This window comes from Streptomyces sp. NPDC014891, from assembly GCF_043081085.1.
Taxonomy (GTDB): domain Bacteria; phylum Actinomycetota; class Actinomycetes; order Streptomycetales; family Streptomycetaceae; genus Streptomyces.
In genome coordinates this window covers 126166-141266 of the sequence record NZ_JBIBWF010000006.1, presented here as the reverse complement: position 1 = coordinate 141266, position 15101 = coordinate 126166, and the positions used below count along the sequence as shown (strand labels likewise).

The 15101-nt window shown below is 72.1% G+C and carries 12 protein-coding genes; 9 read left to right on the top strand and 3 right to left on the bottom strand.

Going from position 1 to position 15101, the window contains the following annotated elements:
* Position 1: 1 nt before the first annotated feature.
* The 3 genes from secF (at position 2) to ACF09E_RS19015 (ending at position 4355) form a co-directional block, all read left to right on the top strand.
* Positions 2 to 1081 (top strand): protein translocase subunit SecF, encoded by a 1080-nt coding sequence (gene secF / locus ACF09E_RS19025; RefSeq protein WP_361846474.1) that lies wholly within the window; start codon positions 2 to 4, stop codon positions 1079 to 1081.
* Entirely contained in the window at positions 1078 to 1629 is a 552-nt protein-coding gene (locus ACF09E_RS19020; RefSeq protein ID WP_361846472.1) for an adenine phosphoribosyltransferase, read from the top strand. Before secF ends, ACF09E_RS19020 begins: the two co-directional genes overlap by 4 nt.
* A 236-nt stretch (positions 1630 to 1865) precedes the next feature.
* The gene (locus tag ACF09E_RS19015; RefSeq protein WP_392206208.1) at positions 1866 to 4355 is read left to right on the top strand and encodes a RelA/SpoT family protein; all 2490 of its coding nucleotides are present in this window, start codon (positions 1866 to 1868) and stop codon (positions 4353 to 4355) included.
* Between the two features lie 73 nt (positions 4356 to 4428).
* On the opposite strand, the gene ACF09E_RS19010 is transcribed toward ACF09E_RS19015, so the two are convergent.
* Positions 4429 to 5658: a DUF349 domain-containing protein gene (locus ACF09E_RS19010; protein WP_392206207.1), complete on the bottom strand. Its 1230-nt coding sequence runs from the start codon at positions 5656 to 5658 to the stop codon at positions 4429 to 4431.
* 198 nt (positions 5659 to 5856) lie between these two features.
* Complete coding sequence (locus ACF09E_RS19005; RefSeq protein WP_392206206.1) at positions 5857 to 6660, bottom strand: peptidylprolyl isomerase; 804 nt, start codon at positions 6658 to 6660, stop codon at positions 5857 to 5859.
* Between the two features lie 162 nt (positions 6661 to 6822).
* On the opposite strand from ACF09E_RS19005, the gene ACF09E_RS19000 reads away from it, so the two are divergent.
* The 6 genes from ACF09E_RS19000 to rpsD all read left to right on the top strand — a co-directional run bounded on the left by ACF09E_RS19000 (position 6823) and on the right by rpsD (position 12775).
* A complete protein-coding gene (locus ACF09E_RS19000; RefSeq protein WP_392206205.1) occupies positions 6823 to 7539 on the top strand; it encodes an MBL fold metallo-hydrolase in 717 nt (238 codons plus the stop codon).
* A 10-nt stretch (positions 7540 to 7549) separates the two neighbouring features.
* Positions 7550 to 8812 carry a histidine--tRNA ligase gene (gene hisS, locus ACF09E_RS18995; protein WP_361852402.1) on the top strand — a complete coding sequence of 421 codons (1263 nt, stop codon included), beginning with the start codon at positions 7550 to 7552 and terminating at the stop codon, positions 8810 to 8812.
* A 169-nt stretch (positions 8813 to 8981) separates the two neighbouring features.
* Positions 8982 to 9608, top strand: a complete 627-nt coding sequence (locus ACF09E_RS18990; protein WP_392206204.1) for a vitamin K epoxide reductase family protein — start codon at positions 8982 to 8984, stop codon at positions 9606 to 9608.
* Positions 9609 to 9671: 63 nt separating this feature from the next.
* The gene (locus tag ACF09E_RS18985) at positions 9672 to 11024 is read left to right on the top strand and encodes a replication-associated recombination protein A (RefSeq protein ID WP_392206203.1); all 1353 of its coding nucleotides are present in this window, start codon (positions 9672 to 9674) and stop codon (positions 11022 to 11024) included.
* 88 nt (positions 11025 to 11112) lie between these two features.
* A complete protein-coding gene (locus ACF09E_RS18980) occupies positions 11113 to 11805 on the top strand; it encodes an HNH endonuclease family protein (RefSeq protein WP_392206202.1) in 693 nt (230 codons plus the stop codon).
* A gap of 355 nt (positions 11806 to 12160) precedes the next feature.
* Positions 12161 to 12775 carry a 30S ribosomal protein S4 gene (rpsD, locus tag ACF09E_RS18975; protein ID WP_024758279.1) on the top strand — a complete coding sequence of 205 codons (615 nt, stop codon included), beginning with the start codon at positions 12161 to 12163 and terminating at the stop codon, positions 12773 to 12775.
* 31 nt (positions 12776 to 12806) lie between these two features.
* On the opposite strand, the gene ACF09E_RS18970 is transcribed toward rpsD, so the two are convergent.
* Positions 12807 to 15095 (bottom strand): ATP-binding protein, encoded by a 2289-nt coding sequence (locus ACF09E_RS18970; protein WP_392206201.1) that lies wholly within the window; start codon positions 15093 to 15095, stop codon positions 12807 to 12809.
* Between the last annotated feature and the right edge of the window lie 6 nt (positions 15096 to 15101).

The window sequence follows — 15101 nt, the reverse complement described above, 5'->3', positions numbered from 1 at the left end:
GATGTCGAAGCTCGGCGATCTCGGCGCCCGGCTCCACCGTGGTGAGGTCGGCTACGACTTCATCGGCAACCGCAAGATCTGGTATGGCCTGTCCATCCTGATCACCATCACCGCCATCGTCGCCCTGGCCGTCCGCGGCCTCAACATGGGCATCGAGTTCCAGGGCGGCGCCGTCTTCACGACCCCGAAGTCGGACGTCACCGTCAGCCAGGCCCAGGAGTACGCGGAAGAGGCCTCCGGCCACGACGCGATCGTCCAGCAGCTCGGCAACGGCACCCTCCGCATCCAGGTCGGCGGCCTCGACACCGCACAGTCCGACAAGGTCCGCACGGAGCTCGCCAAGGACCTGAACGTCGCCGAGGACAAGATCGCGGCGGAGCTGGTCGGTCCCAGCTGGGGCGAGCAGATCGCCACCAAGGCCTGGACCGGCCTGGGGGTCTTCATGATCCTCGTGGTGATCTACCTGGCCATCGCCTTCGAGTGGAGAATGGCGGTCGCGGCGCTCATCGCGCTGATCCACGACCTCACGATCACGGTCGGCATCTACTCGCTGGTCGGCTTCGAGGTCACCGTCGGCACGGTGATCGGCCTGCTGACGATCCTCGGTTATTCGCTGTACGACACAGTCGTCGTCTTCGACTCCCTCAAGGAGCAGACGAAGGACATCACGAAGCAGACCCGCTTCACGTACAGCGAGCTGGCCAACCGCTCGATCAACGGCACCCTGGTCCGTTCCATCAACACCACCGTCGTCGCGCTGCTGCCGGTCGCCGGCCTGCTCTTCATCGGCGGCGGGGTCCTCGGCGCCGGCATGCTGAACGACATCTCGCTGTCGCTGTTCGTCGGCCTCGCGGCCGGTGCGTACTCCTCGATCTTCATCGCCACCCCGCTGGTCGCCGACCTCAAGGAGCGCGACCCGGCGATCAAGGCCCTGAAGAAGCGCGTCCTCGCGAAGCGGGCCGGTGCGGCCGCCAAGGGAGAGGCGTACGACGGAGCGGACGACCGCGCCGACGACAACGAGATCGCCGTCGTCGGCCCGCGGGCGAGCCGTCGCGGCCGCTCCACGGAGCAGCGAGGATGACCGCCGAGGCCCAGGACGTCACCGGCCTCCTGCTCAGCCGCATCCGCGACGTACCGGACTACCCGAAGCCCGGCGTGCTGTTCAAGGACATCACGCCGCTGCTCGCGGACCCCGAGGCGTTCACGGCCCTCACCGACGCCCTCGCCGGGCTGTGCTCCGCGCACGGCGCGACGAAGATCGTCGGCCTGGAGGCGCGCGGCTTCATCCTGGCCGCCCCGGTGGCCGTCCGCGCGGGCCTGGGCTTCGTCCCGGTCCGCAAGGCCGGCAAGCTCCCCGGGGCCACGCTCCGCCAGGCGTACGAGCTGGAGTACGGCACCGCCGAGATCGAGGTGCACGCCGAGGACCTGGCCGCGGGCGACCGCGTCATGGTCATCGACGACGTCCTCGCCACCGGCGGCACGGCCGAGGCCTCCGTCGAGCTCATCCGCCGCGCGGGTGCCGAGGTGGCGGGCGTCGCGGTCCTGATGGAGCTCGGCTTCCTGCCGGGCCGGGCCCGGCTGGAGCCGGCCCTGAACGGCGCTCCGCTCACGGCGCTGATCACCGTCTGACATCGGGCTCCACCCCGCACGGGGCGCTCCGGGGAATCCCCGGGGCGCCCCGCCGGTTTTCCCGAGTGCCCAGGTCCGCGGACCGGTGGGGTCCGGCGCACCCCCGCCGGACCCGTCCGCGCCCCGGCCGCGTGAGCAGCGCGTGTCCGGGCTCGATACCATGGCCTTTCCGGGCCTGACCGGGGGACCCGGTGCCTCCCCCAGACTCCGTCCGGGGGGACCCCAGAGGAGCGCTCTTGCCAGACGAGGCCCAGTCACTCTCCGCCGCGCAGCCCGACCCGAAGGCCGAGAAGGCCGCGCCCGGGACCGGCACGCCCCAGAACAAGCCCGCGGAGACCGGGCCCCCGCCTGCCGCGTCGCAGGCTCCCAAGGCCCCGGCCCCCGAGGCCCCGGCCCCCACGCGCCCCGCCCCGGCGGCGCCCGCGCGCTCGGGCGGCTCGTCCAACCGCGTCCGCGCCCGCCTCGCCCGCCTCGGCGTCCAGCGCTCCTCCCCGTACAACCCGGTCCTCGAACCGCTGCTGCGGATCGTCCGCTCCAACGACCCCAAGATCGAGACGGCGACGCTTCGCCAGGTCGAGCGGGCCTACCAGGTCGCCGAGCGCTGGCACCGCGGCCAGAAGCGCAAGAGCGGCGACCCGTACATCACGCACCCGCTCGCGGTGACCACCATCCTCGCCGAGCTCGGCATGGACCCGGCGACCCTGATGGCCGGCCTGCTCCACGACACCGTCGAGGACACCGAGTACGGCCTGGACACCCTCCGTCGTGACTTCGGCGACCAGGTCGCGCTGCTCGTCGACGGCGTCACCAAGCTCGACAAGGTCAAGTTCGGCGAGGCCGCCCAGGCCGAGACCGTCCGCAAGATGGTCGTCGCCATGGCCAAGGACCCGCGCGTCCTGGTCATCAAGCTCGCCGACCGCCTGCACAACATGCGCACCATGCGCTACCTCAAGCGGGAGAAGCAGGAGAAGAAGGCCCGCGAGACCCTCGAGATCTACGCGCCCCTGGCCCACCGGCTGGGCATGAACACCATCAAGTGGGAGCTGGAGGACCTCGCCTTCGCGATCCTCTACCCCAAGATGTACGACGAGATCGTCCGGCTCGTCGCCGAGCGCGCCCCCAAGCGGGACGAGTACCTCGCGATAGTGACCGACGAGGTCCAGACCGACCTGCGCGCCGCCCGTATCAAGGCCACCGTCACCGGCCGCCCCAAGCACTACTACAGCGTCTACCAGAAGATGATCGTCCGCGGTCGCGACTTCGCGGAGATCTACGACCTGGTGGGCATCCGCGTCCTGGTCGACACGGTCCGCGACTGCTACGCCGCCCTCGGCACCGTCCACGCGCGATGGAACCCGGTCCCCGGCCGGTTCAAGGACTACATCGCGATGCCGAAGTTCAACATGTACCAGTCGCTGCACACGACGGTCATCGGACCCAACGGCAAGCCCGTCGAACTGCAGATCCGCACCTTCGACATGCACCGCCGCGCCGAGTACGGCATCGCGGCGCACTGGAAGTACAAGCAGGAGGCCGTCGCCGGCGCCTCCAAGGTCCGCGCCGACGTCCCCAAGAAGGGCGGCAAGGACGACCACCTCAACGACATGGCGTGGCTGCGCCAGCTGCTCGACTGGCAGAAGGAGACCGAGGACCCCAGCGAGTTCCTGGAGTCCCTGCGCTTCGACCTCTCGCGCAACGAGGTCTTCGTCTTCACCCCCAAGGGCGACGTCATCGCTCTGCCCGCCGGCGCCACCCCCGTCGACTTCTCGTACGCCGTCCACACCGAGGTCGGTCACCGCACCATAGGAGCGCGGGTCAACGGACGGCTCGTGCCGCTCGAATCGACCCTCGACAACGGCGACCTGGTCGAGGTCTTCACCTCCAAGGCCGCCGGCGCCGGGCCCTCCCGCGACTGGCTGGGCTTCGTCAAGTCCCCGCGCGCCCGGAACAAGATCCGCGCCTGGTTCTCCAAGGAGCGCCGCGACGAGGCCATCGAGCAGGGCAAGGACGCCATCGCGCGGGCCATGCGCAAGCAGAACCTGCCGATCCAGCGGATCCTCACCGGCGACTCCCTCGTCACCCTCGCCCACGAGATGCGGTACACCGACATCTCCTCGCTGTACGCGGCGATCGGCGAGGGCCACGTCACCGCCCAGTCCATCGTGCAGAAGCTGGTCCAGGCGCTCGGCGGCGAGGAGGCCGCCACCGAGGACATCGAGGAGGTCGCCCCGCCGGCCCGAGGCCGCTCCAAGCGCCGCTCCAGCGCCGACCCGGGTGTCGTCGTCAAGGGCGTCGAGGACGTCTGGGTGAAGCTGGCCCGCTGCTGCACCCCCGTGCCCGGCGATCCGATCATCGGCTTCGTCACCCGCGGCAGCGGCGTGTCGGTCCACCGCAGCGACTGCGTCAACGTGGAGTCCCTCTCCCGGGAGCCGGAGCGGATCCTGGAGGTCGAGTGGGCGCCCACCCAGTCCTCGGTCTTCCTCGTCGCCATCCAGGTCGAGGCGCTGGACCGGTCGCGGCTGCTCTCGGACGTCACCCGGGTCCTCTCGGACCAGCACGTCAACATCCTGTCCGCGGCCGTCCAGACCTCCCGCGACCGGGTGGCCACCTCGCGCTTCACCTTCGAGATGGGCGACCCCAAGCACCTGGGTCACGTCCTGAAGGCCGTGCGGGGCGTGGAGGGCGTCTACGACGTGTACCGTGTGACCTCGGCCCGCAGGCCGTAGCGAGCGGGTACGGACGACACGAGGAAGGCCCCCCGGCAGCGCGCCGGGGGGCCTTCCTCGTACGGGGCGACGGTCAGCCGCCGAACTCCTCCAGGCCCTTCAGGGCCTGGTCGAGCAGGGCCTGGCGGCCCTCCAGCTCGCGGGAGAGCTTGTCGGCCTTGGCGTCGTTGCCGGCGGCGCGGGCCGCGTCGATCTGCTTGCGCAGCTTCTCGACGGCGTCCTGGAGCTGGCCGGTCAGACCCGCGGCACGCGCGCGTGCCTCCGGGTTCGTCCGGCGCCACTCGCCCTCCTCGGCCTCCTGGATGGCCCGCTCCACCGTGTGCATCCGGCCCTCGACCTTGGGCCGGGCGTCACGCGGGACGTGGCCGATGGTCTCCCACCGCTCGTTGAGGGAGCGGAAGGCGGCACGCGCCGCCTTCAGGTCCGACACCGGCAGCAGCTTCTCGGCCTCGGTCGCGAGCTCCTCCTTGAGCTTGAGGTTCTCGGTCTGCTCCGCGTCCCGCTCGGCGAAGACCTCGCTGCGCGCCGCGAAGAAGACGTCCTGGGCGCCGCGGAAGCGGTTCCACAGGTCGTCCTCGTGCTCGCGCTGGGCGCGGCCGGCGGCCTTCCACTCGGTCATCAGGTCGCGGTACCGGGCCGCCGTGGCGCCCCAGTCGGTGGAGTTCGACAGCGACTCCGCCTCGGCGACCAGGCGCTCCTTGGCCTTGCGGGCGTCCTCGCGCTGGGCGTCCAGCGAGGCGAAGTGGGCCTTGCGGCGCTTCGAGAACGCCGAGCGGGCGTGCGAGAAGCGGTGCCACAGCTCGTCGTCGGACTTGCGGTCGAGCCGGGGAAGGCCCTTCCAGGTGTCCACGAGCGCCCGCAGCCGCTCGCCCGCGGAGCGCCACTGCTCGCTCTGGGCCAGCTCCTCGGCCTCGGTGACGAGCTTCTCCTTGGCGGAGCGCGCCTCGTCGGTCTGCTTGGCCTTCTGGGCCTTGCGCTCCTCGCGGCGCGAGTCGACCGTCTCGACGAGCTTGTCGAGACGGGTCGCGAGCGCGGCGAGGTCGCCGACGGCGTGGTGCTCGTCGATCTGCTGCCGGATGTGCTCGATCGCCGCGGTGGCGTCCTTCGCCGAGAGGTCGGTGGTCTTCACCCGCTTCTCGAGGAGGCCGATCTCGACCACCAGGCCCTCGTACTTGCGCTCGAAGTAGGCCAGGGCCTCCTCAGGGGTACCGGCCTGCCACGATCCGACGACCTTCTCGCCCTCGGCCGTCCGCACGTACACGGTGCCCGTCTCGTCGACGCGGCCCCACGGGTCGCTGCTCACAGCGCCTCCTCACCATGATGCCGTCGGGGGGTGGTACCCCCCGGGCATCGTCCACAGTTTCCCGGCGGGCCTCGCCCGCCTTCCGCAGCGCGGCCGACGGCTCAACGCTGCACGACGCCAATCTAGGCGAACCGCGGCCCGGCTGTCCGCACTCAGCGCGACCGAGATTCGCGGTGACGCGCGCGTGCGGACCCCGGCTCACTGCTTCGCGACGGTCGCCTTCTCGATGGTGACGGCCTTCTTGGGTGCGCCGTCGCCGGCGCCGCCCGCGACACCGGCCGCGGCGACGTCCTCGACCACCTGGAGGCCGGTCGGGTCGATCTTCCCGAACGGCGTGTAGCTGGGCGGCAGCTTGGTGTCCTTGTAGACGAGGAAGAACTGCGAGCCGCCGCTGCCCGGCTGCCCGGTGTTCGCCATCGCCACGGTGCCCGCGGGGTAGGTGACCGAGCCGTCCGCGCCCGCCTTGCCCAGGGCGTCCAGGTTCTCGTCCGGGATGGTGTAGCCCGGACCGCCGGTGCCGTCGCCCTTGGGGTCGCCGCACTGGAGCACGAAGATCCCGCTGGTGGTCAGGCGGTGGCACTTCGTCCCGTCGAAGTACTTCTTCCCGGCGAGGTGCGAGAAGGAGTTCACCGTGCGCGGGGTCTTCGCCGCGTCCATGGTGATCGTGATGTCGCCCTCGTTCGTCTTGAGCGCCATGGCGTACGTGCCCTTGGCGTCCACCGACATCTTCGGCTCGGCGCTCGCAGACTCGCTCCGGGAGGGCGTCGGGTCGGCGGAGGAGCTGCTCGCCGGCTTCTCGGGGTTCGCGTTGTCCTTGGAGTCGTCGCCCGTCAGCTTGACGGACGCGTACACCGCGCCGCCCGCCGCGAGGACCACCGCGAGGGAGGCCGCGACGACGGTGTTGCGGCGCTTCGCCCTGAGCCGGGCCTCCTCCCGCCGCTGCTGCTGCCGCGCGTACTTCTCCCTGGCAAGCTGCCGCCGCCGCTGATCGCTGGTGACCACCGGTTCCGCTCCTGTCGCTCGTCTGTTCCTGTCCTGGCCGGGTGTGCCCGTACCGTATACGGGTTGGCTGTGGAACCGGCACCGCCGGTAGGCTCTGATCTGCCGCATTCCGTGTTCTCCGCGAATCCCGCGGCCCCTGCCGGACGACATCTAAGGACGAACGTGCTGATTGCCGGGTTCCCCGCCGGGGCCTGGGGGACCAACTGCTACGTGGTCGCCCCCGCCGCGGGCGAGGAGTGCGTGATCATCGACCCGGGCCACCAGGCCGCCCAGGGCGTCGAGGAGACGCTGCGCAAGCATCGGCTCAAGCCCGTCGCCGTCGTCCTCACCCACGGACACATCGACCACGTCGCCTCCGTCGTCCCGGTGTGCGGCGCCCATGACGTCCCCGCGTGGATCCACCCGTCCGACCGCTACATGATGAGCGACCCGGAGAAGGCCCTCGGCCGCTCCATCGGGATGCCCCTCATGGGCGAGCTGACCGTGGGAGAGCCCGACGACGTGCGGGAGCTGGCGGACGGCGCCGAGCTGAAGCTCGCCGGTCTGGACTTCTCCGTCGCCCATGCGCCCGGTCATACCAAGGGGTCGGTGACCTTCAGGATGCCGGAGACCGCGGAGATCCCCTCCGTGTTCTTCTCCGGGGACCTGCTGTTCGCCGGCTCCATCGGACGCACCGACCTGCCCGGCGGTGACATGGACGAGATGCTCGCTTCGCTGGCCCGTGTGTGCCTGCCGCTCGACAACTCGACCGTGGTGCTGTCGGGGCACGGTCCCCAGACGACCATCGGCCAGGAGCGCGCCACGAACCCCTATCTGCGGGACGTGGCCGCGAGCCGCCATGGGAGCGGCAGCACGGACGCTCCCCGACGAGGAATGTGACCAGACTTTCGTGAGCACCTTTCAGGCCCCCAAGGGCACGTACGACCTGATCCCGCCCCGCTCCGCCACCTTCCTGGCGGTCCGGGACGCGATCTCCACGCCGCTGAGGAACTCCGGCTACGGCTACATCGAGACGCCCGGCTTCGAGAACGTCGAGCTGTTCTCCCGCGGTGTCGGCGAGTCCACCGACATCGTGACCAAGGAGATGTACACCCTCACCACGAAGGGCAACGACCACCTCGCCCTCCGTCCGGAGGGCACCGCGTCCGTGCTCCGCGCGGCGCTCCAGGCCAACCTGCACAAGCAGGGCAACCTCCCCGTGAAGCTCTGGTACTCCGGCTCGTACTACCGCTACGAGCGGGCCCAGGCGGGCCGCTACCGCCACTTCTCGCAGGTCGGCGCCGAGGCCATCGGCGCCGAGGACCCGGCGCTCGACGCCGAGCTGATCATCCTCGCCGACCAGGCGTACCGCTCCCTGGGCCTGCGCGACTTCCGCATCCTGCTGAACTCGCTCGGCGACAAGGAGTGCCGCCCCGTCTACCGCGAGGCGCTCCAGGGCTTCCTGCGCGGGCTCGACCTCGACGAGGAGACCCTGCGCCGCGCCGAGATCAACCCGCTGCGGGTCCTCGACGACAAGCGCGAGTCCGTCCAGAAGCAGCTCGTCGGCGCCCCGCTGCTCGGCGACTACCTCTGCGACGCGTGCAAGGCGTACCACGAGGAGGTGCGCGCCCTGGTCACCGCGGCGGGCGTGGAGTTCGAGGACGACCCCAAGCTGGTGCGCGGCCTGGACTACTACACCCGGACGACCTTCGAGTTCGTCCACGGCGGTCTCGGCTCGCAGTCGGCGGTCGGCGGCGGCGGCCGCTACGACGGCCTCTCCGAGATGATCGGCGGCCCCGCGCTGCCGTCCGTCGGCTGGGCCCTCGGGGTGGACCGCACGGTCCTCGCCCTGGAGGCCGAGGGCATCGAGCTCGACCTCCCCGCCGTCACCAGCGTCTTCGCGGTGGCCATCGGCGAGGAGGCCCGCCGGATCCTCTTCGGCAAGGTCACCGAGCTGCGCCGGGAGGGCGTCTCCGCGGACTTCTCCTTCGGCGGCAAGGGCCTCAAGGGCGCGATGAAGGACGCCAACCGCTCGGGCGCCCGCCTCGCCGTCGTGGCCGGCGAGCGCGACCTGGCCGAGGGCGTCGTCCAGCTCAAGGACATGGAGTCCGGCGAGCAGCAGGCGGTCGCCGTGGACGCGCTGCTCGACGCGGTACGGGCCAAGCTGGCCTGACGGACCGTACGACGGCGGGGGCCGGGACCACGCGCACGCGTGGTCCCGGCCCCCGCCGCCTCCCGTCCCTTACGTCCCGCTCACTTATCTCCCGCGAACGGTGGGCGCCCCGCCCCGTACGGCAGAATGACCACTGCCCACAAGGCCCGCGAGCGAGGGAAAAGGCGACATGACGAAGGCAGCGGTGGACGAGGCCGCGTCCGGCCGGCAGGACGACGGCACGATCGGGGCGAGCAGGGCCTTCGCCTGGATGCTCGTGATCACCGGAGCGGCCGGACTGCTCGCCGCCTGGGTCATCACCATCGACAAGTTCAAGCTGCTGGAGGACCCCGGCTTCGTCCCCGGGTGCAGCCTCAACCCGATCGTCTCCTGCGGCAACATCATGAAGAGCGAGCAGGCCTCGGTCTTCGGCTTCCCCAACCCGATGCTCGGCCTCGTCACCTACGCGATGGTGATCGCGATCGGCGTCGCGCTGCTCGCCGGGGCCCGCTACCGCCGCTGGTACTGGCTCGGCCTCAACGCCGGCACCCTCTTCGGCGTCGGATTCTGCACCTGGCTGATGTACCAGTCGCTGTACGAGATCAACTCGCTCTGCCTGTGGTGCTGCCTGGCCTGGGCCGCCACCATCGTCATGTTCTGGTACGTGACCTCGCACAACGTGCGCAGCGGCGTCGTCCCCGCCCCCCGCGGCCTCCGGACCTTCTTCGACGAGTTCACCTGGGTCCTCCCCGTCCTGCACATCGGGATCATCGGCATGCTGATCCTGACCCGCTGGTGGGACTTCTGGATCAGCTGACCGCCCGCCGGGCCCCGGCCGGCGGGGACGGCGCTGTCGGTGGCGTGTCCTAGGCTTCATGACGTGGAGCCCGACCTCTTTACCGCAGCAGCCGAAGACCGCCAGGAGAAGGACCCCGCCGGCAGCCCGCTGGCCGTCCGGATGCGTCCGCGCACCCTGGACGAGGTGGTGGGCCAGAAGCACCTGCTCAAGCCCGGCTCACCCCTGCGCCGGCTCGTCGGCGACGGCGACGGCGGTCCCGCCGGGGCCTCCTCGGTGATCCTCTGGGGCCCGCCCGGCATCGGCAAGACCACCCTGGCGTACGTGGTCTCCAAGGCGACCAACAAGCGGTTCGTGGAGCTGTCGGCGATCACCGCGGGCGTCAAGGAGGTACGCGCCGTCATCGAGGGGGCCCGGCGCGCGGTCGGCGGCTACGGCAAGGAGACCGTCCTCTTCCTCGACGAGATCCACCGCTTCTCCAAGGCCCAGCAGGACTCGCTGCTGCCCGCCGTCGAGAACCGCTGGGTGACGCTCATCGCCGCCACCACCGAGAACCCGTACTTCTCGGTGATCTCCCCGCTGCTCTCCCGCTCCCTGCTCCTGACCCTGGAGCCGCTGACCGACGACGACCTGCGCGGGCTGATGGCCAGGGCGCTCACCGGCGAGCGCGGACTGGGCGGCGCCGTGACCCTCCCGGAGGACGCCGAGGCCCATCTCCTGCGGGTCGCCGGCGGGGACGCCCGGCGCGCCCTGACCGCCCTGGAGGCGGCCGCCGGCGCCGCCATCGCCAAGGGCGAGCCGGAGATCACCCTGGAGACCGTCGAGGAGACCGTCGACCGCGCGGCGGTGAAGTACGACCGGGACGGTGACCAGCACTACGACGTCGCCAGCGCCCTCATCAAGTCGATCCGCGGCTCGGACGTGGACGCGGCCCTGCACTACCTGGCGCGGATGATCGAGGCGGGGGAGGACCCGCGCTTCATCGCCCGCCGTCTCATGATCTCCGCGAGCGAGGACATCGGACTGGCCGATCCGAACGCACTGCCGATCGCGGTCGCCGCCGCGCAGGCCGTCGCGATGATCGGCTTCCCCGAGGCTGCCCTCACCCTGAGCCACGCGACGATCGCCCTGGCCCTGGCCCCTAAGTCGAACGCGGCGACCACCGCGATCGGCGCCGCCCTCGCGGACGTCCGCAACGGCCTCGCGGGAGCGGTCCCGCCGCACCTGCGCGACGGGCACTACAAGGGCGCGGCCAAGCTCGGCCACGCCCAGGGCTACGTCTACCCCCACGACGTCCCCGGCGGCATCGCGGCCCAGCAGTACGCGCCGGACACGATCCACGGCAGGCAGTACTACGAACCCACCCGCTACGGCGCGGAGGCGCGGTACGCGGACGTGGTGGACCGGGTGCGGTCACGGCTCAAGGGCGGCGAGTGAGGGGCGGCGGCCGGCCCGCCCGCCGGCGGCCGATCCCCGCCCGGCGCGCTGCGCCGCCCCCGGCGGCCCGTCGGCCTGGCCTCGCCCCGTGATCCGTACAGCGGGCCTCCTGCTCCTGGCCCTCGGCGCCGCGGCCTGCGCACCCGGCGGTGACGCGCGCACCGCACCGCCCTCCGCCTCCGCCGTGCCCCTGGCGAGTCCCGGCTTCCCGCCCACCGCGGCCCGGGCGCGGACGCTGCTCGCCGGCCTCCGGGTCGCCCGCGGCGAGAACGGGCGGACCTACGAGCGCGCGAAGTTCGGGGACGGCTGGTCCGACGAGACCGACGCACCCGGCGGACGCAACGGCTGCGACACCCGGGACGACGTGCTGCGCAGGGACCTCGACGAGGTCCGCCTCGGCGACCGGAATCCCTGCGTCGTACTCTCCGGCGTCCTGCACGACCCGTACACGGGCAAGGAGCTGCCCTACTCGTACCGCAGGGCGTCCCAGATCCAGACCGACCACGTCGTCGCGCTCGGCGCGGCCTGGCGTGCGGGCGCCTGGGCGTGGACGCCCGGGCGGCGGCTGGCGTACGCCAACGACCTGGACGTGCTGCTCGCCACCGACAAGCAGACCAACCAGGACAAGAGCAGCAGGACCCCGGACACCTGGCGTCCGCCGCGGAGCGCGTACGGGTGCGAGTACGGCAGGCGCTGGACCGGGATCAAGGCGAAGTACGGGCTCACGGTCTCCGCGCCGGAGAAGAGGGCCGTCGAGGAGCTGCTCGCCACCTGCGGATGAGGCCGCCGGACCGCGTGCGAGCGGGTCCCGCGGAGCGGGTACACTGGTCCGGATCGCTGCGTCCCGTGTCCGGCTCCGGTCGGCACCACCAGAACGGGACAGTCAGCCGGAGACCCGCCCCTCGGGCGGGTTTCCAGGAGCGTCGCGCACCTTCGAAGGTGTCGTGTGCCACCCACCACCACCCGGGATCCCGGGAGCGGCGGTGGGTCGTTCGCGTGCTGCACGTACGTGCCCAGACCTGGGAGCGGCTGCCCGGCACGGTCCGCCCTGTGCGGACCCGACGGGTTTCCCGGCTGCGGATGCGACCTCCCCTAACCCTGGTGAAGCCGTTTCGTACCAGTAGAGAGGTTGGTTCATGCCGAACCAGTCCCGTCCCAAGGTCAAGAAGTCGCGTGCCCTCGGCATCGCGCTGACCCCCAAGGCCGTCAAGTACTTCGAGGCCCGCCCCTACCCGCCGGGCGAGCACGGCCGTGGCCGCAAGCAGAACTCGGACTACAAGGTCCGTCTGCTCGAGAAGCAGCGTCTGCGCGCCCAGTACGACATCAGCGAGCGCCAGATGGCCCGCGCCTACGACCGCGCCAAGAAGGCCGAGGGCAAGACGGGCGAGGCGCTGGTCGTCGAGCTCGAGCGTCGCCTCGACGCCCTGGTCCTGCGTTCGGGCATCGCCCGCACCATCTACCAGGCCCGTCAGATGGTCGTCCACGGCCACATCCAGGTCAACGGTGGCAAGGTCGACAAGCCGTCGTTCCGCGTCCGTCCCGACGACGTCGTGATGGTCCGCGAGCGCAGCCGCACCAAGCCGCTGTTCGAGGTCGCCCGTGAGGGTGGCTTCGCCGCCGACGGTGAGACCCCGCGCTACCTGCAGGTCAACCTGAAGGCCCTGGCCTTCCGCCTCGACCGCGACCCGAACCGCAAGGAGATCCCGGTCATCTGCGACGAGCAGCTGGTCGTCGAGTACTACGCCCGCTGATCCTGGCGCCGTAGTACCACCTCCGCGGTGTTCAGCCCGCCGCTTCCCCGCCCTGACCGGTGGGGGAGCCGGCGGGCTTCCGTGTTCCCGGGACGCGCGCCGGGCCCGCCGCACGGAACGGGCGGGGCGCGGCCCCCTCCGCGGAGCCGCCGACGGCCCGGCTCCGGCCGGCCAGCAGCACCCGCTCCACGGCCTGCGCCGCCGACAGTCCCAAACCCTCCCGGAACGCCGCGCCGTACGCCTCCGCCCCCAGCGCCTCCTCGGCCCGCCGCGCGCACAGCGCCCTCGGCACGTCGAACGCCTCCGAGCCGAACAGCCGCACGCCCACCGCGTCCCACACCGGGACCGCCGCGCCCTGGAGGACCGCGGCCTCCACCGGATCGCCCTCGCTCACCGTCACCAGGGCGAGCAGCTCGACCGCGAGGACGAGCCCGACCAGGTCGCGGAAGCCGTCGTTGATCGACACGCACTCGGTGAGCAGCTCCCGCGCCTCGCCGTTCGCGCCCCCGTCCCACGCGAGATACCCGAGCACGTACAGGGCGTAGGCCTTCGTCCACAGCTCGCCCCGCTCCTCGCAGACCTCCCGCACCTCACGGGAGAGGGCGCCCGCCCCCTCGCGGTCGCCGAGGAAGGCCCGCGCCATCGCCAGCTCGACCTGCGCCATCAGCACGTTGCTGTTCAGCTCGCCGAGTTCCCGGTACGCGTCGAGCGCGCGGCCGATCAGCTCCTCGGCCCGGGGCATGTCGTCCGTGAGCAGCGCGAGGCAGCCCATCCGGTGCGTCGCGTAGGCCTGCGCCAGCGCGTTCCGCGAGGTCCTCGCCCGCTCCCGGCACTCGTGCAGGGCGGCCACCGCCGCCGTTCCGTCGCCCTGCAGCACCGCCACGTACCCGAGCACCCAGAGCGCCTTGAGCCGCGCCTCCTCGTGACCGGACGTGAGCGCCAGCGCCCGGTCCAGCCAGTGCCGCCCCTCCGAGAGGCGTCCGCACCCCACCCACGCGAACCACAGGGTGCCGGCCAGGTGCTGGGCGAGGTGCGCGTCCTCCGGCTGCTCCAGGCACAGGTCGAGGGCCGCCCGCAGATGGGGAAGCGCCGCCTCCGTCAGGACCGCGACCTCGGGCTGGCGCGGGCTGTACCACTCCAGCTCGCACCAGGTGGCGAGGCCCATGTACCAGTCGCGGTGCCGCCGCCGCATCCGCTCCGTGTCGTCCAGGGCCGCCAGCCACTCCGCCCCGTAGGCCGCGACCGTGTCGAGCATCCGGTACGCGGTCCCCGCCGGGGTGTCCTCCCGGACGAGCAGCGACTGGGCGAGCAGCCCGCCGAGCAGATCGAGGATCCGCTCCGGAGGCAGCTCCGGCCCCCCGCACACGTACTCCACCGCCTCCAGGTCGAAGGCGCCCGGGAAGACGGAGAGCCGCGCCCAGAGGAGGCGCTCCTCCGGCGTGCACAGCTCGTGGCTCCAGCCGATGGCGGTGCGCAGCGTCCGGTGGCGGGGGAGCGCCCCCCGCGCGCCCTCGGCGAGCAGCCGGAAGCGGTCGTCGAGGCGCCGCAGCAACTGCTCGACGGAGAGCAGCGGCAGCCGCCCCGCCGCCAGTTCGAGCGCGAGCGGAATGCCGTCCAGACGCCGGCACACCTCGCGTACGGCGTCCCCGTCCCCGGGGCGGGACGGGGCGGGGCCTCCCCGGCCCGGGAGGCCGGCCGGGGCCGCGCCGGCACGGGCGGGGACGCCCGTCAGTGCTTCGGCCCCGAGCCGGGCCGCCGTGTCCGCGCCCGCCGTCGTCGTCGGCAGGCCGGGCGCTCCCGCCTCCGCGGCCCGCTCCGCCAGCAGCTCCACCGCCTCCGCCTCGGACAGCGGCGCCAGCGCGAACACCGCCTCGCCCGTCACCCGCAGCGGTCGCCGGCCCGTGGCGAGGACGGTCAGGCCGGGCGCGTGTTCCAGGAGTTCCCGTACGAGGGGCGCGCAGTGCTCCACGAGGTGCTCGAAGCCGTCCAGGACCAGCAGGGTCCGCCGCTCCGCCAGGTGCTCCAGAAGGACCTCGCGCGGCGGCCGGGGGGTGTGGTCGGTCAGGTCGAGCGCCTCGACCAGGGCGTACTCGATCAGACCGGGGTCGCGCAGCGGTGCGAGACCGGCGAGCCGGACTCCGTCGCCGTAGCGTTTCTGCACGTCGGCCGCGGTCCTCAGCGCGAGCCTGGTCTTGCCGACCCCGCCCACGCCCACGACCGTGACCAGACGGGACGTCCCGAGGAGCGCCGTCAGTGCGGCCTGCTCGGTGGTCCGTCCGACGAACCGGTTGAGCTCCGCCGGGAGATTGCTCCGTCGCATGGGACA

Excerpts from the sequence above, each read along its gene's own strand:
- ACF09E_RS19020 (WP_361846472.1), top strand. The coding sequence starts at position 1,078 with ATGACCGCCGAGGCCCAGGACGTCACCGGCCTCCTGCTCAGCCGCATC.
- secF (WP_361846474.1), top strand. The coding sequence starts at position 2 with ATGTCGAAGCTCGGCGATCTCGGCGCCCGGCTCCACCGTGGTGAGGTC.
- ACF09E_RS18970 (WP_392206201.1), bottom strand. The coding sequence starts at position 15,095 with ATGCGACGGAGCAATCTCCCGGCGGAGCTCAACCGGTTCGTCGGACGG.
- ACF09E_RS18990 (WP_392206204.1), top strand. The coding sequence starts at position 8,982 with ATGACGAAGGCAGCGGTGGACGAGGCCGCGTCCGGCCGGCAGGACGAC.
- rpsD (WP_024758279.1), top strand. The coding sequence starts at position 12,161 with ATGCCGAACCAGTCCCGTCCCAAGGTCAAGAAGTCGCGTGCCCTCGGC.